This window comes from Microbacterium sp. K35 (assembly GCF_004794375.1).
Taxonomy (GTDB): domain Bacteria; phylum Actinomycetota; class Actinomycetes; order Actinomycetales; family Microbacteriaceae; genus Microbacterium; species Microbacterium sufflavum.
The window spans coordinates 1-16,744 of sequence record NZ_SSDM01000048.1; the positions used below are offsets into that span (position 1 = coordinate 1).

The following is a 16,744-nucleotide window of genomic DNA, read 5'->3' on the forward strand; positions in this document are numbered from 1 at the left end:
AGCCGGCGTCGGCCCGCACGACCGCCAGCGCCGGCTCCGCGATTCCGGCCTCGGCGGCACCGGTCTCCACGGCCTCGGTCCCGATGTCGCGGGCACGGCCCTCGACCACGAGCGCCACCTCCGGGTACCAGTCGTCTCCGTCGAGCCCCAGGTCGTCCGCGGGCACCGCCAGCCCGGCCAGCCGGTCACGCAAGCGCGCGGCCGCACCGGCACGATCCTTCCACCAGCCGTCGGGCACCGACCCGACCACGTTCGCCCCGTCGACCACCACGGCCGGGAACACATCGAGCTGAGCACGCAGCATCGGCCACGCCGCCCCGAACCCCGGGTGCAGCGGCAGCTCGTCCACGCGGTCGACCGGGACCCACTCCAGCGCGACGCTCTCCGGATCGCTAATCACCGGGTCGAACGGGCGGCGCACATCGGCGACCACCGTCGTGTACGACCAGATGCCCAGGTCGAGCACGCTCGTGAACCGGGGACGCACGGCGCCGTCCGGCACGCCCGCCTCCTCCTGCGCCTCCCGGATCGCTCCGACGATCGCCGACTCGCCCTCGTGCAGCGCACCGCCGGGCAACCCCCACGTGCCGCCGAAGTGGCTCCACGACACGCGGTGCTGCAGCAGGATCCCGCGCGTCGCGTCGACCGCGAGCAGACCGGCCGCGCCGAACCGCCCCCAGTAGCGCTCCCCCGTGTCTGCGACCACCCAGGCGTCGCCGGGGTTGCGCGGTCCTTCGGGGCGACGCGGTTCGCCGGGAGCGGGGGGTACGACAGTCACCCCCTCAGCTTTTCACAGCATCGGGGTCGCGGCGCCACCCGGCGACACACGCCGGAACGCGTCAGCGCTGGCGGCGCTCCCGCACGCGCATGTTGATGACGATCGGCGTCCCCTCGAACGGGTAGAGCTCGCGCAGGCGCCGCTGGATGAACCGGCGGTAGCCCGGGTCGAGGAACCCGGTCGTGAACAGCACGAACGTCGGCGGACGCGTCGAGGCCTGCGTGCCGAACAGGATGCGCGGCTGCTTGCCCCCGCGCAGCGGGTGCGGGTGCTCCGCCACGAGCTCGGCGAGAAAGGCGTTGAACTTGCCGGTCGGGATGCGGCGGTCCCAGTTCTCGAGCGCCGTCTCCAGCGCGGGCACCAGCTTGTCGAGGTGCCGCCCGGTCTTCGCGGAGATGTTCACCCGCGGAGCCCACGCCACGTGCGCGAGGTCCTGCTCGATCTCGCGCTCGAGGTACCGGCGGCGATCGGCGTTCTCCAGGTCGTCGTCGTTCAGACGGTCCCACTTGTTGAACGCGAGGACGAGCGCGCGGCCCGACTCCAGGACGAGGTCGATGATCCGCACGTCCTGCTCGCTGATCGTCTCCGACACGTCGAGGACCACGACGGCGACCTCGGCCTTCTCCAGCGCGGCCGACGTGCGCAGCGAGGCGTAGAAGTCCGCGCCCTGCGCCATGTGCACGCGGCGACGGATACCGGCCGTGTCGACCAGACGCCACATCTTGCCGCCGAGCTCCACGACCTCGTCGACCGGGTCGCGCGTGGTACCCGCCAGGTCGTTCACGACGACGCGCTCCTCCCCCGCGGCCTTGTTCAGCAGCGAGGACTTGCCCACGTTCGGGCGACCGAGGATCGCGACACGTCGCGGCCCGCCGATCTCCTGCTTGGCGACCGCCGAGATCTCGGGAAGCTTCTTCAGCACGGCATCCAGGAGATCCGCCACGCCGCGGCCGTGGATGGCCGAGACCGGGTGGGGCTCACCGAGACCGAGGTTCCACAGCGCGGCGGCCTCCGGCTCCTGCCGGGCGTCGTCGATCTTGTTCGCGACCAGGAACACGGGCTTGCCGCTCTTGCGCAGCAGCTTGACCACGTGCTCGTCTGTCGAGGTGGCGCCGACCATCGCGTCGACCACGAACAGCACCACGTCGGACAGGTCGATCGCGACCTCCGCCTGCGCGGCGACCGAGCGGTCGATGCCGCGGGCGTCGGGCTCCCAGCCGCCGGTGTCGACGAGCGTGAAGCGCCGGTCGTTCCATTCGGCCTTGTAGGTGACGCGGTCGCGCGTGACGCCGGGGGTGTCCTCCACCACGGCCTCACGCCGACCGAGGATGCGGTTCACGAGCGCCGACTTGCCGACGTTCGGCCGTCCGACGATCGCGACGACCGGCAGCGCGGGCAGGAACTCGATGCCGTCCTCGCCCAGCGAGACGCCCGCGAGGAGCGCGGCATCCTCGTCGTCCAGCTCGTAGTCGGCGAGACCGGCGCGCAGGGTCTCGGCGCGCTGCTCGGCGAGGTGCTCGTCGAGGTTCTCCATCTTCTCGGCGAGCTGGTCGGGGCCGCCTTCGTATTCGTCGTCAGCCACGGTGTGCTCCTCGGAGTCGTTCGATCACCGTGAGCACGGCGTCGATGGTCTGGGGGTAGTCGAGTTCGGTCGAGTCGACGACCTCGACGCCCTCGGCGGCGTTGAGGAAGTCGACGACGGCGCTGTCGGAGGCGTCGCGCCGGTGCAGGGCCGCGGCGACGGCGGCGGCGTTCTCCCCCGCGAGCTCGCCGGCACGGCGTGCGGCGCGCACCTCGGGGGCGGCGGTCAGGAGGATGCGCACGGGGGCATCCGGTGCGACCACGGTCGTGATGTCACGTCCCTCCACGACCACAGCGGGGTACGGAGCGTCGGCGACCAGCGCGCGGAACAGCTCGTTCACCTGCGCGCGCACCTCGGGCACGCGGGCGACGCCGCTCACCGCGCCGGAAACCCGCGGTTCGCGGATGGCGTGGGTCACGTCGGTGTCGCCCACCCGGACCGTGCGGTCGTCGGGGTCGAGGCCGAGACGGACCGGGAAGTCGGCCGCGGCGGCGCGCACGGCGGCCGCGTCATCGGTGTCGGCGCCCTGCTCCAGCACATGCCAGGCGAGCGCCCGGTACGCCGAGCCGGTGTCGAGGTAGCCGTAGCCGAGCTGGCGCGCGACCGCCTTGGAGACGCTGGACTTGCCGGAACCGGCCGGCCCGTCGATGGCGATGAACTTCGTGGCGGAGACGGTGGAGGTGTCAGTCATTCGTGTTCCCTGCAATGCGCCAGCCGCGTTCCTGGAGCCCGGTGATCGCGCCGTGCAGCGCCGCGGGGTCGACACTGATCTCGGCCAGACCGAACTGTGCGCCGGGCGAGTGCTCCAGACGCAGGTCCTCGACGTTGACGCCGAGTTCGCCGAGCTCGCCGAACAGGCGGCCGAGCTGTCCGGCGGTGTCGTCGACCATCACCACGAGCGTCTCGAAGCGCCGGTTCTGGCCGTGCTTGCCCGGCAGGCGCTCCACGCCGTCGTTGCCCTGCCGGATGGTCTCCGCGATCACACGGCGCGCGCCGGGGGCCGCCGGCGCCCGCAGCGCCTCCGCGACATCGCCCAGGTCGGCCGCCAGCGCGTCGAGGATCTCCACGACGGGCCCCGCGTTCGCGCCGAGGATCTGCACCCACAGCTCGGGGGCGGAGGCGGCGATGCGCGTCGTGTCGCGCACACCCTGACCCGCCAGGCGCAGCGCGCCCTCCTCGGCACCCGCGAGCCGCGCGGCCAGCAGGCTCGCGACGACCTGCGGCACGTGCGAGGTGAGCGCGACCGAACGGTCGTGCTCCTCCGGGGTCATCTCCAGCGGCATCGCGCCCACGTCGAGCGCGAGCGCCTCGACCAGCGCGAGATCCGTGGCCTTCGTGTCCTCGTCGCGGCACACCACCCAGGGCCGCCCGATGAAGAGGTCGGCGCGGGCCGAGATGGCGCCGCCGCGCTCACGCCCCGCGAGCGGGTGCGAGCCGATGTAGCGCGCGAGGTCGACGCCGCGGTCGCGCAGCGTCCGGAACGGTTCGAGCTTGACGCTCGCGACGTCGGTCACGACCGCGTCCGGGTACCGCTCCAGCTCGGCCTGCACCACGTCGGCCGTGACGTCGGGCGGCACGGCCACCACGATCAGTGCGGGGGCGTCGTCGGCGGCGGCGAGTCGACCGGCGCCGTAGTCCACCGCCAGTCGCAGCTGCGCCGGGGAGGCATCCGTGAGCGCCACATCGACACCCTTGGCCCGCAGCGCATGACCGACGCTCGCGCCGAGCAGGCCGGCACCGACGATGCGGACGGTACCGGACAGACGCGGCGCGACGGCACCGGTCTTCCGCGCCGTGGACGCACTCGTCGTGTCGGTCATTCGGTCTCCTGCTCGCCTGGCGCCGCGGCGACACCGGATTCACGGCGCGCGAGGGTCAACAGCGCACCGAGTTCGATTTTACTCAGGTCACGCGTCTTCCCCGCCGGGAGGGTTCCCAGGTGCAGCGGGCCGAACTGCCGGCGCACGAGCTCGGTCACGGGGTGGCCGACCGCGGCCATCATCCGACGCACGATCCGGTTGCGCCCCGAGTGCAGCGTGAGCTCCACCAGGCTCGAGCCGCGCGACGTGTCCAGCAGCCGCGCCTTGTCCGCCGCGATGGGGCCGTCCTCCAGCTCGATGCCCTTCGTGAGCGTGGAGATCGTCTGCGGGGTCACCGTGCCGTCCACCTTGGCGATGTACACCTTGGTCACACCGAACGACGGATGCGCCAGCACGTGCGCGAGCTCGCCGTCGTTCGTGAGCAGCAGCAGCCCGCTGGTCTCGGCGTCGAGGCGCCCCACGTTGTAGAGCCGCTCCTCGTAGTCCTTCGTGAAGCGACGCAGGTCGGGGCGCCCGCTCTCGTCACGCATGCTGCTGACCACCCCGGTGGGCTTGTTCAGCATCACGTAGCGCTTGGTGACGTCGAGCTGCACCGCGGTGCCGTCCACGTCGACCAGGTCGCGCTCGGGGTCGATCCGACGGCCGAGCTCGGTCACGGTCTGCCCGTTCACCCGGATGCGCCCCTCGACGATGTACTGCTCGACGACACGACGCGAGGCGACGCCCGCCGCCGCGAGGACCTTCTGCAGCCGCACGCCCTCGGGCCCGGTGGCGTCGTCGTGGGCAGCGTTCATCGGAGGGTCCCTTCGTCGAAGCCGTCGGCGCCGTCGTCCAGCAACGGCGAGATCGGCGGCAGCTCGTCCAGCGAGTTGATGCCGAGGTGCTGCAGCAGCGCGTCGGTGGTGCCGTAGTTGATCGCCCCGGTCTCGGAGTCGGCGAAGAGCTCGGTGATGAGGCCGCGGGCGAGCAGCGTGCGCACGACCGAGTCCACGTTCACGGCGCGGATCGACGCGACCTGGCTGCGGGTGACGGGCTGCTTGTAGGCGATCACCGCGAGCGTCTCCAGGGCGGCCTGCGACAGCCGCGCGGGCGCCTGCCCGCCCACGAACTCCGCCACCACGGGGTCGAGGTCTTCGCGCACGTACAGCCGCCACCCGCCACCGACCTCGCGCAGCTCGAAGCCGCGCCGCGGTCCTCGGCCCCGTCCGTCGTAGTCGTCCCCGAGCGCCTCCAGCGTCTGCCGCACGGCCGGCACCGGCGCGCCGACCGCGGCCGCGAGCGCGACCAGGCCGATCGGCTCGTCCACGATGAAGAGGATCGCCTCGACGCGCTCGCTCAACGGCAGCTCGGCGCCCACGATCGTCGCGGCCTCGTCACCCCCGGGCTCGACCTCCGGCGCGGCCTCGTCACCCCCGGGCTCGACCTGCGGCCCGGTCTCGGTCTCGGTCACGTCATCGGTCATAGTCGGCCCCCAGGGTCGCGAGTGTCTCGTCCGACCAGGTGTCGGCGGCCCAGCGGAGCGTCAACTCGCCGAGCGGTTCCAGTTGTTCGAAGGAGAGCGCCGCGTGGCGGTACAGCTCCAGGACGGCGATGAAGCGCGCCACCACGATCCCCGGCTCGGTGACCCCGGCGACCAGCTCGCGGAAGCTGATCGACTCGGTGCCGCGCAGCAGCGCCACGACGATGGCCGCCTGCTCGCGGATGCTCACCAGCGGTGCGTGCAGGTGATCGAGCCCGACGTGCGGCATCTCCTTGGGCGCGAACGCCAGCAGTGCCAGCGCCGCGAAGTCGTCCGCGCTCAGCGACCACACCAGCTCCGGCGTCTTGCGGCGGTGCTTCTCCTCCAGCGGCACCGCCCGCACGTGACGGCGGTCCTCCCGCTGCAGGCACCGCGCGAACCACGCCGACACCTCCTTGAACGCCCGGTACTGCAGCAGGCGCGCGAACAGCAGGTCGCGCGCCTCCAGCAGCGCCACGGCCTCGGCGTCGACGAGCTCGCCCTGCGGCAGGAGGCCGGCGACCTTCATGTCGAGCAGCGTCGCGGCCACCACGAGGAACTCCGATGCCTGGTCGAGCTCCTCCTCGTCCTCCAGCTCGGCGAGGTAGGCGATGAACTCGTTCGTGACCGCGCTCAGCGACACCTCGGTGATGTCCATCTCGTGCTTCGAGATGAGATTCAGCAGCAGGTCGAACGGTCCGTCGAAGTTCGACAGCGAGACGCGGAAGCCCGTGTCGCCCTCCGCGGGGGCGACGGCCTCGGCGGTCGGATCGGTCTCGGCGTGCTCAGGCGACGGCGCCACGGGCGACCAGCTCCCGCGCCAGCCGCAGATACGCCTGCGCGGCGGCGTGCTCCGGCGCGAACTCGGTGATGGGCACGCCGGAGACCGAGGCGTCGGGGAACTTCACCGTGCGGCCGATCACGGTCTCCAGCACGTCGTCGCCGAAGGCCTCCACCACGCGCTCCAGCACCTCGCGCGAGTGCAGCGTGCGCGGGTCGTACATGGTCGCCAGCAGCCCGTCCATCGTGATCGACGGGTTCAAACGGTCGCGCACCTTGTCGATGGTCTCGATTAGCAGCGCCACCCCGCGCAGGGCGAAGAACTCGCACTCGAGCGGGATGATCACGCCGTGCGCGGCGGTGAGGGCGTTGACCGTGAGCAGGCCGAGCGAGGGCTGGCAGTCGATCAGGATGACGTCGTACTCGCCCGCGACCTGGCGGAGCACCCGCGCAAGGATGGTCTCGCGGGCCACCTCGTTGACCAGGTGCACCTCGGCGGCCGACAGGTCGATGTTCGCGGGCAGCACGTCGAGGCCCTCGACGTTGGAGTGGACGATCGCCTCGTGCGCGTCGCGCTTCGTGTCCAGCAGCAGGTCGTACACGGTGGGGACGTCGTGGGTCTGGATGCCCAGGCCAGCGGACAGCGCGCCCTGCGGGTCGAAGTCGACGGCGAGCACCTTGCGGCCGTACTCCGCGAGGGACGCGGCGAGGTTGATCGAGGTGGTCGTCTTGCCGACGCCGCCCTTTTGGTTGCAGAGGGCGATGATGCGCGCGGGACCGTGCGACTTCAGCGGCGCCGGGATCGGGAAGCCGCGGTAGGGGCGGCCGGTGGGTCCCATGGGGGTGTCGTCGGCCTTCTTCGCCTTCGCCCTGGACTTCGCCGCGTTCTCAGCCACCGGTTCTCCTGCTCCTTCGTGCTTGCTCGATTGTAGCGGCCGGGCCGGTCACGGGCCGTCCCGGCGCGCGGCGGCGGACCCAGGCGACCGCGCGAGTCAGCGGGCCCGCGGGTGCGACGTGGCGTACACGTCGCGCAGCGCGTCGACCGACACGTGCGTGTAGATCTGGGTCGTGGCGACCGACGAGTGCCCGAGCAGCTCCTGCACCACGCGCACGTCCGCGCCGCCCTGCAGCAGATGCGTCGCGAACGAGTGCCGCAGGGTGTGCGGCGACACCTCGGCCGTGATCTGCGCCCGCTCCGCCGCCGCCCGGATCACCAGCCACGCGCTCTGCCGGGACAGCGGCGCACCGCGGGCGCCGAGGAACAGGCGCGCCGAGGCCCTGCCCTTCGCGGCAAGCCCGGGACGCACCCGCGTCAGGTACGCGTCGACCGCGTCACGCGCGTACGAGCCCACCGGCACGATGCGCTCCTTCGACCCCTTGCCGCGCAGCCGCAGCACCTCCCCGTGCGCGAGGTCGTCGACGTCGAGCCCGACCGCCTCCGACACGCGGGCGCCCGTGGCGTACAGCAGTTCCAGCAGCGCGCGGTCGCGGATGCCGAGCGGCTCCTCCGGCGACGGCGCCGCGAGCAGGCGCTCGACCTGCTCGATCGTCAGCGCCTTCGGCAGCCTCCGCGGAGCCTTGGGCGGACGCAGCCGGCCGCTCGGGTCGTCGGCCTCGATCCCCTCGCGCGCGAGGAAGCGGTGCCACCCGCGCACGGACGACTGCAACCGGGCGAGGCTCGTGGCCGCGGGGGCGGGCTCGGCGGACGCACGCTCGGCGATGAAGCGGTCGATCACCGCGGGGGTCACCTCGGTCGTGTCGGTGATGCCCTCGGCGGCGAGCCACCCCCGGTAGCCGTCGAGGTCGCGCCGGTACGCCGCGATCGTGTGCGCGCTCAGTCCGCGCTCGATCGTGACGTGACGCAGATACGCGTCGAGGGCGCGATCGAGCAGCATGTCAGCCCCGGTCGCGGAGCCTCTGCGCGGCCGCGAGCACACCGATCGCGAGGATGCCGTTGCGCATGCGACCGTCGAGCACCGCGGCCACCGCGTCGTCGAGGGGCACCCAGGCGAGCCGGATGTCGGCCTCCTCGTCCTCCCGGGAGTGTGCGGCGTCGGCGGCCGTGATCCCCGTGGCGAGGAACAGCTGGATCAGCTCGTCGTTCCCGCCCGGTGTGGTCCACGACGACACCAGGGGCTCCCAGTGCGCCGCGACCAGGTCGGCCTCCTCCGCGAGCTCGCGCTGCGCGGCCGCGGCAGGGTCCTCCCCTGGCACGTCGAGCAGACCGGCGGGCAGCTCCCAATCGCGGTGCCGGATCGGGTGCCGGTACTGCTGGATCAGCAGCACCCGGCCCTCGTCGTCCAGCGCGACGATGGCCACCGCGCCGGGATGGGCGACGTACTGGCGCACGATCTCACCGTCGCCGTAGCGCACCCGGTCGGAGCGCACGTCCCACACCCGCCCCTCGTACACGAGCTCGGAGGACAGGACCTCGGGGTCGAGCGGCTCGTCGCGCAGCGGACCGCCGTCGGGCAGGGCGCCGATGTCACTCATCGGCGCTGACGTCGAACAGCTCGCTCGCGCGGTGCCGCTCGATCGCCGCACCCACCAGTCCGCGGAACAGCGGGTGCGGGTCGGTCGGGCGCGACCGCAGCTCGGGGTGGGCCTGCGTGGCGATGTAGTACGGGTGCACGTCGCGCGGCAGCTCCACGTACTCGACCAGGTCCAGCTCGGGGTTCAGGCCGGAGAACACCAGCCCGGCCTCGGACAGCCGGTCGCGGTACGCGTTGTTGACCTCGTAGCGGTGGCGGTGCCGCTCCGACGCCTCCGGGGTGCCGTACAGCTCCCGCGCCAGCGAGCCCTCCGCGAGGGCGGCCTGGTAGAGCCCCAGCCGCATGGTGCCGCCCAGGTCGCCGCCGTCGAGGATCTCGACCTGCTCGGCCATGGTCGCGATCACGGGCTCCTTCGTCTCCGGGTCGAACTCGCTCGACGATGCGCCCTCGATGCCGGCCACATCGCGGGCGAACTCGATCACCATGCACTGCAGGCCGAGGCACAGTCCGAGCGTGGGGATGCCCTGCTCGCGCGCGAACTTCAGCGCGCCGAGCTTGCCCTCGATGCCGCGGATGCCGAAGCCGCCCGGCACGCAGATGCCGTCGAGCTCGGCGAGCTGCTCCTGGGCGCCCTCCGGGGTCTCGCACAGGTCGGAGGGGATCCAGCGGATGTGCACCTTGGTCTCCTGCGCGAAACCGCCGGCCTTGAGAGCCTCGGTCACGGAGAGGTACGCGTCGGGAAGGTCGATGTACTTGCCGACGAGGCCGATCGTGACCTCGTGCTTCGGGTTGTGCACCGCGTGCAGCACCTTGTTCCACCGCGTCCAGTCGACGTCGTCCGCCTTCTGATCCAGACCGAGGCGCCGCACGATGTACGAGTCGAGCTCCTGCTCGTTCAGCGTGGAGGGGATGTCGTAGATGCTCGGGAGGTCGACCGTGTTGATGACGCCCTCGACGTCCACGTCGCACATCAGGGCGATCTTGTTGCGGTTGCTCGCGCTCACGGGACGGTCGCTGCGCAGCACCAGCGCGTCGGGCTGGATGCCCACCTGACGGAGAGCTGCGACGGAGTGCTGCGTCGGCTTGGTCTTCTGCTCACCGGAGGCGCCCATGAACGGCACGAGCGACACGTGAACGAAGAACACGTTGTCGCGGCCGAGCTCATGACGCAGCTGACGCGCGGCCTCCAGGAACGGCTGCGACTCGATGTCGCCCACCGTGCCGCCGACCTCGGTGATGATGACGTCGGGGCGCGGGTCCTCGGTCGCCTGCAGGCGCATGCGGCGCTTGATCTCGTCGGTGATGTGCGGGATGACCTGCACGGTGTCGCCGAGGTACTCACCGCGACGCTCGCGCGCGATGACCTGCGAGTAGATCTGGCCGGTGGTCACGTTGGCCGCCTGCGACAGGTTGATGTCGAGGAAGCGCTCGTAGTGGCCGATGTCGAGATCGGTCTCCGCGCCGTCGTCGGTGACGAACACCTCGCCGTGCTGGAACGGGTTCATGGTGCCCGGATCCACGTTCAGATACGGGTCGAGCTTCTGCATGACCACGCGGAGTCCGCGGGCGGTGAGCAGGTTGCCCAGGCTGGCCGCGGTGAGGCCCTTGCCCAAAGACGAAACGACACCACCAGTCACGAAGATGTGCTTGGTCGTGTCGTTCTTGGGCCCCGCAGAAGAAGAGTTCATCACGGGCTTCTATCCTAACAGTTCCCTCAGACGCCGAGGCTGAGAAGTTCGCGGGCATGGGTGAGCGCGGCGTCGGAATCGGCGAGGCCGGACAGCAGCCGCGCCATCTCGGCCTCCCGCTCCTCCCCCTCCAGACGCCGCACGCTCGAGGCGGTGACGGCCCCGTCGTTGGACTTGACGACCGTGAGGTGGTTGTTCGCGAACGCGGCGACCTGCGCCAGATGCGTCACCGCGATCACCTGCGACTTCTCCGCCAGCCGGGCGAGTCGCCGGCCGACCTCGATGGCCGCGGCCCCGCCGATGCCGGCGTCGACCTCGTCGAACACGAACGTGGGCACCAGGTCGGTCGCCGCGATGACGACCTCGATCGCGAGCATCACGCGCGACAGCTCGCCGCCCGAGGCGCCCTTGGCCACCGACCGCGGTTCGGCTCCGGGGTGCGGGGCCAGCAGGATCGCGACGTCGTCGCGCCCGTGCGTGCTCTCGGCGCCGGGGGTGACCGAGACCTCCAGGCGGGCATCGGGCATCGCGAGCGCGTGGAGCTCCGCGGTGACGGCGTCGCCCAGGCGGACGGCGGCCTCCGTGCGGACCGCGGTCAGGGCGTCCGCCGCGGCGTCGAGCGCGGTACGCGCCTCCTCCCGCTCGGCGGTGAGACGCTGCAGTCGCTCGCCGTCGTCGTCGAGCTCCGCGAGGCGCGTCGAGCCCGTCTGCCACAGTCGGATGGCGTCGTCGAGGGACCCGTGCGCGCGGATCAGCACGCCCAGCGCCGCCCGCCGTTCCTCGACCGCGGCGAGCTCGTGCGGGCCCGACTCGTCGAGGTCGGCGAGGAAGCCGGACAGCTGCCCGGCGGCGTCGGCGATACGGTAGCCGATGTCGGCGAGCGTCTCGGCGACCTCCGCGAGCGTCGCATCCGAGACCCGTTCGAGCGCCCGCCGCGCCTCCGCGACCAGTGCCGACGCATCCGGCTCGCCCTCCTCGTTCGAGAGCGCCCCGTGCGCGAGCGAGGCGGCCAGTCGCAGCTCCTCGGCGTTCGCGAGCCGCTCGGCGCGGGCCGCGAGTTCGGCGTCTTCACCCGCCTCTGGTGCGGTCGCCTCGATCAGCGCGAGATCTTCCCGCAGTCGCGCGGCCTCCTCCGCCCGGCGGTCGCGGTTGCCCGTGATCTCGGCGATCTCCGCGTCGAGGCCGCGCCAGCGCTCGAAGGCCGTGCCGTAGTGCTCCAGCGCCCGGGCGATCGCGTCACCGCCGAAGCGGTCGAGGGCGTCGCGCTGCGCAGCAGCGGACCGCAGCCGCAACTGCTCGGACTGGCCGTGCACGACCACCAGCTCGTCGGCGAGGGCGGACAGCACGCCGGCCGGAGCGGCGCGACCCCCCACGCTCGCCCTGCTACGGCCCTCGGCGTTGAGGGTGCGCGACACGTACAGTTCGGCGCTGCCGCCACCGACCGGTTCGAGTTCGCCCCCGGCGTCGGCGACGATGTCTGCCACGTCTCCGGTCTCGGGCACGACCCAGACTCCCGCCACCGAGGCCTGGCCGGCTCCGGCGCGCACGGCGCCCGAGTCGGCGCGCTGTCCGAGCAGCAGCCCGAGCCCCGTGACGACCATCGTCTTGCCCGCACCGGTCTCGCCGGTGATGGCGGTGAACCCCGGTCCGAGCGGGAGCACGGCGTCGGCGATCACACCGAGGTCCCGCAGGCGCATCTCCTCGATCACGGCTGGTTCCTCCGGTCCTGTCCGCGCCACCCTTCGACCGGCAGCTGGAACTTGCGCACCAGCCGGTTCGTGAACGCGGTCGGGTGCAGGCGCGCGAGGCGCACCGGCCGCGAGGACCGTCGCACCACCACACGCGCTCCGGGCGGGAGCTCGTGCGAGCGTCGGCCGTCGCACCAGAGGATGCCGGAGCCGTCCGTGCGCTCGAGCATCTCGATCGCGACCGCCGCGTCGGGGCTCACCACGAGCGGCTTCGCGAACAGCGCGTGGGCGGAGAGCGGCACCACGGCGATGGCCTCCACGGTCGGCCAGATCACGGGCCCGCCGGCGGAGAAGTTGTAGGCGGTGGATCCCGTCGGGGTGGACACGACCATGCCGTCGCAGCCGAAGCTCGACAGCGGGCGGCCGTCGATCTCCAGCACGACCTCGATCATGCGCTCCCTGCTGGCCTTCTCGACCGTCGCCTCGTTCAGGGCCCAGGTCTCGTAGACGACGTCGCCGGCGGCGTCCTTCACCCGCACCGAGAGCGCCAGGCGCTCCTCCACGTCGTAGTCGCGGGCGATCACACGGCGCACCGCGTCGTCCATGTCGTCGGGGTCGATCTCGGCGAGGAAGCCGACGTGGCCCATGTTGATGCCGAGCACGGGGGCACCGCTGTCGCGCACGAGCTCCGCGGCGCGCAGGATCGTGCCGTCACCGCCGAGGACGATGGCCAGCTCGAGCGCGGTCGGGTCGGCGGAGACGCCCAGGACGTCGACGTCGGCGAAGAACGGGTCGACGGCGGAGAGCGCATCGTGGTCGTCGGGCGCGAGGACCGGGCGGGCACCCGCTCCCCGCAGGGCATCGGTCACGCGACGGGCCGCTTCCACCGTCTCGACGCGGCCGGCGTGCGCGACCACCAGGATCCAGCGCTCGTTCATCGTCCCCCTGCCAGCCGGTTGATGGTGTCCATCCATTCTGTCGGATTGCTGCCGCGTCCCGGCGCGAGGTGCACGAGGTACTCCGCGTTTCCGTGCGTGCCGAGGATCGGGGAGGGAAGGATGCCGAGCATCCCGAACCCCGCGTCCCACGCGCTCCAGACGACGCGGGCCACGGCGTCGGCGCGGGTGGCCGGATCGGTGACCAGTCCCCCGCGCACCGCGGTGCGCCCGACCTCGAACTGCGGCTTCACGAGCAGCAGCACGTCGGCGCCCGGCGCGGCGACGGCGGCGATCGCCGGGAGGACGAGTTCGAGTGAGATGAACGACAGGTCGCCGACGATCAGGTCGGGCGGCGCGGGCTCGCCCGTCGCGTCCGCGAGGCTCTGCGGTGTCATGTGCCGCACGTTGAAGCCCTCGACCGACACGACCCCGTCGTCCGCGGCGATGACGGGAGCCAGCTGTCCGTGTCCGACGTCGACCGCGAGCACCCGCCGCGCACCGCGCTCGCGCAGCACCTGGGTGAATCCGCCGGTCGAGGCGCCCATGTCGAGCGCGAGCCGGTCGGCGACCGCGACGCCGAAGCCGTCGAGGGCGGCGACGAGCTTGTGCGCGGCGCGCCCGACGTAGTGGTCGGCGCCGGCCACGGTGAGCTCGCTGTCGTCTTGCACCGGGGTGGACGCCTTGACGACGGGGCGACCGTCGACGCTCACGAGGCCCTCCGCGATGAGGGTGGCGGCATGGCTGCGCGACCGGGCGAGTCCCCGCGAGGCGAGGGCGGCGTCGAGTCGCGTCATCGTGTTCCCGGGGTCTCCCGCTGGTCGAGCCGTGATCCGCTCTCCAGCCGCCGCGAGAGCTCGTCGTGCAGCGCGGAGTAAGCGTCGGCACGAGCCGGAAGCGGCTGCCCTTCGATCAGGCGCAGGCGGCTCCACAGGCCGTCCGTCGGCGCACCGGTCGTCTCATCGCTCACGGGTTCCACTGTACGCGGCTCCTCGGACAGCCGACGGAGCCACGCGTGTGGTCAGGGGCGGTGGAACGGGTCGTCGTACAGCCGCTCGGGCACGCGCAGCACGAACACCGGAGTGCCCGAGGCCCAGATCGCGGCAGCTCCGGCCCGCAGCAGGTCGAGCTGGTTCCCGGACTCCGCGACGATCTCCACGTCCGCGCCGTGCACCCGCACCGCCGCGCCGCCGACGTCGTACACGCCGTCCGTCACCGTCGGGACCGGGTACGGCTCGTGCAACCCGCGGAGGTCGCCGAGGATGTAGGTCGGGCGCGACCCCTCGGGCGCCGCGAGCACGTGCTTGGGGCGGTCGATCCCGGTCAGCACGAGGGCGGAGTCGATGCCGGCTCGGCTCGCTCCCATGATGTCGGTGTCGAGGCGGTCGCCGATGAACAGCGCCCTGGACGCGCCGAAGCGGTCCAGGGCCTCCTGGAAGATGGGGGTCTCCGGCTTTCCCGCGACCGTGGCCAGCCGCCCGACGGCGGTGTGCACCGCGGACACGAGGGTGCCGTTGCCGGGGGCGACGCCGCGTTCGCGCGGGATCGTCCAGTCGGTGTTGGTGGCGATCCAGGGGATGCCGCCCTCCTCCTCGGGGACCTTGAGCGCGAAGGCCGCTTCGGCGAGGTCGGTCCACGCGACCTCGGGGGCGAAGCCCTGCACGACCGCCTGTGGGTCGGCGTCAGCGCTGCGGGTCACCGTGTACCCGGCCTTCTGCACCTCATCGACGAGACCGTCGCCTCCCACGACGAGGATCGTCGCGGGAGGGGGAACGATCCCCGAGAGCAGTCGCATGGCCGCCTGCGGGCTCGTGACCACGTCGTCCGGCGCTACCGTGAGGCCCAGGCTCGTGAGGTGCGCCGCGACGGATGCGTCGGTCCGCGCCGCGTTGTTGGTGATGTACCCCAGACGCGCCGTGGCGGCTGCGGCGTTGAGGCTCTCCACGGCGTGCGGCAGGGCGCCGGGCCCGGCATACACGACTCCGTCGAGGTCGGCGAGGATCGTGTCGACGCCGTCCAGCGGAGTGCGGGGCGTCTGACGCCTGCGCGTGAAGAGCGCCATCACGCCTCCGGCTTCGAGGAACCGGACTCGTCGTCTTCGCCGACCTCGTCGACGTCTTCGCCGAGGAGCTCGCGAACCTCGTCCTCGATCGTGGGCTCGGCCTCGATCGTGGGCTCGGCCTCGCCGTCCTCACTGAAGAGGTCGGTCCCGGCACCATCCCTGTCGCCGTCGCGTTCAGAGGCAGCATCGTCGTCGCTGTCCAGGTCTCGGCCCGCGTCGACGTCGAGGTCCGCGTCGCGATCCGCGACACCATCACGATCCACGTCACCGTCAGCATCCACGCCACCGTCAGCATCCACGCCACCGTCAGCATCCACGCCACCGTCCACGGCGTCACCGTCGAGGCGGGCGGCATCGTCGCGGGTGCCGTCACCGCCGCCAACGGCGTCACCGTCAGGCGTAGCAGTGCCGTCACGGTGATCGTCGAGGAACTCGTCGTCGATGAGGCCGTCTTCGACGTAGATCTCCTCGTCGCCGGCTTCGTCGACGCCGAGCGCCTCCGCCGCGACGTCGGCGCGGTGGGCCCAGAATTCTGCCTCGTCGGTGCGTCCGAGGTCTTCCAGGACCGCTGCCCGCGCGGAGAACAGTGCTGGGCTCCACTCGAACGCACGATCGGGATCGAGCTCGGGAATCTCGAGCTCACCGAGAGCCAGCTCCAGGTCGCCCTGGTCGAGCCTCGCGCCCGACATCGCGATCGCAAGAGCCACCCGCACCGCGGTGTCGAGGGTGGAGCGGTCCACAGCACGACCGGTCTCGAGTGCTCGGTCAGGACGACCGATTCCGCGCTCGCTGTCGACCATGAGCGCGATCTGGTCGTCCTTCCCGGAGATCCTGCGATAGGTGCGCAGCTCGCGAAGAGCCAGGGCGAAGTCACCTGTCGCATAGGCCGTGATGCCGAGCGTCTCGCGGACGATCGCAATGCGACCGGCCCGGCGCGACGCCGCCAGCGCATGCTCGTGTGCCAGCGCGGGGTCTTCGTCGATCAGACGCGAGGCCATCGCCAGGTGTCGGGCGACGTGCTCCGCGTTCTCCTTGCTGAGCGTCTTCAGCTCGTTGCGCGCGGAGGAGTGCAGATCCCGGGCCGTGACCTCGTCCGGAACGGTCGGCTCGTCGAACCGGGCACGCTCGTTCGATGCGTTGGCCGGACGCTCACGCCCGGCACCGCCGCGCTGCGGGAACGACCGGGACCGGTCACTCCCCCGCTCACGCTCCGTCCGCCCTTCGCGACGCTGACCGCCATCACGGCTGAAGCCACCCTCACGACGCTGACCGCCATCACGGCTGTACCCACCCTCGCGACGAGGAGCCGCGTCACGGTTGAAGCCCCCTTCGCGACGCGGAGCACCATCACGGTTGAACCCACCTTCACGACGCGGTGCGGAGTCACGGTTGTATCCGCCCTCCCGACGCGGTCCACCGTC

At 72.0% G+C, this 16,744-nt stretch carries 16 protein-coding genes and 1 pseudogene; all 17 read right to left on the minus strand.

Annotated elements, in window-relative coordinates:
- Positions 1 to 778 (minus strand): NUDIX domain-containing protein (locus tag DW299_RS01225; protein ID WP_136035351.1); only part of this gene is annotated, 778 nt, incomplete at its 3' end.
- A 61-nt stretch (positions 779 to 839) separates the two neighbouring features.
- Positions 840 to 2,312 carry a ribosome biogenesis GTPase Der gene (gene der / locus DW299_RS01230; protein ID WP_206253550.1) on the minus strand — a complete coding sequence of 491 codons (1,473 nt, stop codon included), beginning with the start codon at positions 2,310 to 2,312 and terminating at the stop codon, positions 840 to 842.
- A 40-nt stretch (positions 2,313 to 2,352) separates the two neighbouring features.
- Complete coding sequence (gene cmk, locus DW299_RS01235; protein WP_136035352.1) at positions 2,353 to 3,051, minus strand: (d)CMP kinase; 699 nt, start codon at positions 3,049 to 3,051, stop codon at positions 2,353 to 2,355.
- A complete protein-coding gene (locus tag DW299_RS01240) occupies positions 3,044 to 4,180 on the minus strand; it encodes a prephenate dehydrogenase (protein WP_136035353.1) in 1,137 nt (378 codons plus the stop codon). The genes cmk and DW299_RS01240 overlap by 8 nt, the downstream gene beginning before the upstream one ends.
- Complete coding sequence (locus tag DW299_RS01245; protein WP_136035354.1) at positions 4,177 to 4,974, minus strand: pseudouridine synthase; 798 nt, start codon at positions 4,972 to 4,974, stop codon at positions 4,177 to 4,179. Before DW299_RS01245 ends, DW299_RS01240 begins: the two co-directional genes overlap by 4 nt.
- Positions 4,971 to 5,642: an SMC-Scp complex subunit ScpB gene (scpB, locus tag DW299_RS01250; RefSeq protein ID WP_240745279.1), complete on the minus strand. Its 672-nt coding sequence runs from the start codon at positions 5,640 to 5,642 to the stop codon at positions 4,971 to 4,973. Before scpB ends, DW299_RS01245 begins: the two co-directional genes overlap by 4 nt.
- Positions 5,632 to 6,480 (minus strand): segregation and condensation protein A, encoded by an 849-nt coding sequence (locus DW299_RS01255; RefSeq protein WP_136035355.1) that lies wholly within the window; start codon positions 6,478 to 6,480, stop codon positions 5,632 to 5,634. The genes scpB and DW299_RS01255 overlap by 11 nt, the downstream gene beginning before the upstream one ends.
- Positions 6,464 to 7,297 carry a ParA family protein gene (locus tag DW299_RS19350; protein ID WP_136031369.1) on the minus strand — a complete coding sequence of 278 codons (834 nt, stop codon included), beginning with the start codon at positions 7,295 to 7,297 and terminating at the stop codon, positions 6,464 to 6,466. Before DW299_RS19350 ends, DW299_RS01255 begins: the two co-directional genes overlap by 17 nt.
- 153 nt (positions 7,298 to 7,450) lie before the next feature.
- Complete coding sequence (gene xerD / locus DW299_RS19355; RefSeq protein ID WP_136035356.1) at positions 7,451 to 8,353, minus strand: site-specific tyrosine recombinase XerD; 903 nt, start codon at positions 8,351 to 8,353, stop codon at positions 7,451 to 7,453.
- A 1-nt stretch (position 8,354) separates the two neighbouring features.
- Positions 8,355 to 8,951, minus strand: a complete 597-nt coding sequence (locus tag DW299_RS01270; RefSeq protein WP_136035357.1) for an NUDIX domain-containing protein — start codon at positions 8,949 to 8,951, stop codon at positions 8,355 to 8,357.
- Positions 8,944 to 10,638, minus strand: coding sequence for a CTP synthase (gene pyrG, locus DW299_RS01275; protein WP_136035358.1), 1,695 nt, complete (start codon positions 10,636 to 10,638; stop codon positions 8,944 to 8,946). The genes DW299_RS01270 and pyrG overlap by 8 nt, the downstream gene beginning before the upstream one ends.
- A 26-nt stretch (positions 10,639 to 10,664) precedes the next feature.
- On the minus strand, positions 10,665 to 12,347 hold the full coding sequence (gene recN, locus DW299_RS01280) for a DNA repair protein RecN (RefSeq protein ID WP_136035359.1): 1,683 nt from the start codon (positions 12,345 to 12,347) through the stop codon (positions 10,665 to 10,667).
- Positions 12,344 to 13,264, minus strand: coding sequence for an NAD kinase (locus DW299_RS01285; RefSeq protein ID WP_136031201.1), 921 nt, complete (start codon positions 13,262 to 13,264; stop codon positions 12,344 to 12,346). Before DW299_RS01285 ends, recN begins: the two co-directional genes overlap by 4 nt.
- A complete protein-coding gene (locus DW299_RS01290) occupies positions 13,261 to 14,058 on the minus strand; it encodes a TlyA family RNA methyltransferase (RefSeq protein WP_136035360.1) in 798 nt (265 codons plus the stop codon). The genes DW299_RS01285 and DW299_RS01290 overlap by 4 nt, the downstream gene beginning before the upstream one ends.
- A complete protein-coding gene (locus DW299_RS18770; RefSeq protein ID WP_168387201.1) occupies positions 14,055 to 14,231 on the minus strand; it encodes a hypothetical protein in 177 nt (58 codons plus the stop codon). Before DW299_RS18770 ends, DW299_RS01290 begins: the two co-directional genes overlap by 4 nt.
- A gap of 51 nt (positions 14,232 to 14,282) precedes the next feature.
- On the minus strand, positions 14,283 to 15,323 hold the full coding sequence (locus DW299_RS01295; protein WP_136031197.1) for an HAD-IIA family hydrolase: 1,041 nt from the start codon (positions 15,321 to 15,323) through the stop codon (positions 14,283 to 14,285).
- Positions 15,323 to 16,744: pseudogene (locus DW299_RS19450) on the minus strand (MSCRAMM family adhesin SdrC); the annotation flags it as partial. The gene DW299_RS01295 and the pseudogene DW299_RS19450, both read right to left, overlap by 1 nt.

Bases quoted from the DNA above. Each gene is read 5' to 3' on its own strand.
- DW299_RS01285 (WP_136031201.1), bottom strand. From the start codon at position 13,264: ATGAACGAGCGCTGGATCCTGGTGGTCGCGCACGCCGGCCGCGTCGAG.
- DW299_RS01270 (WP_136035357.1), bottom strand. From the start codon at position 8,951: ATGAGTGACATCGGCGCCCTGCCCGACGGCGGTCCGCTGCGCGACGAG.
- scpB (WP_240745279.1), bottom strand. From the start codon at position 5,642: ATGACCGATGACGTGACCGAGACCGAGACCGGGCCGCAGGTCGAGCCC.
- DW299_RS01295 (WP_136031197.1), bottom strand. From the start codon at position 15,323: ATGGCGCTCTTCACGCGCAGGCGTCAGACGCCCCGCACTCCGCTGGAC.
- DW299_RS01240 (WP_136035353.1), bottom strand. From the start codon at position 4,180: ATGACCGACACGACGAGTGCGTCCACGGCGCGGAAGACCGGTGCCGTC.
- DW299_RS01290 (WP_136035360.1), bottom strand. From the start codon at position 14,058: ATGACGCGACTCGACGCCGCCCTCGCCTCGCGGGGACTCGCCCGGTCG.
- DW299_RS01245 (WP_136035354.1), bottom strand. From the start codon at position 4,974: ATGAACGCTGCCCACGACGACGCCACCGGGCCCGAGGGCGTGCGGCTG.
- xerD (WP_136035356.1), bottom strand. From the start codon at position 8,353: ATGCTGCTCGATCGCGCCCTCGACGCGTATCTGCGTCACGTCACGATC.
- DW299_RS19350 (WP_136031369.1), bottom strand. From the start codon at position 7,297: ATGGGACCCACCGGCCGCCCCTACCGCGGCTTCCCGATCCCGGCGCCG.
- pyrG (WP_136035358.1), bottom strand. From the start codon at position 10,638: ATGAACTCTTCTTCTGCGGGGCCCAAGAACGACACGACCAAGCACATC.
- cmk (WP_136035352.1), bottom strand. From the start codon at position 3,051: ATGACTGACACCTCCACCGTCTCCGCCACGAAGTTCATCGCCATCGAC.
- der (WP_206253550.1), bottom strand. From the start codon at position 2,312: ATGGAGAACCTCGACGAGCACCTCGCCGAGCAGCGCGCCGAGACCCTG.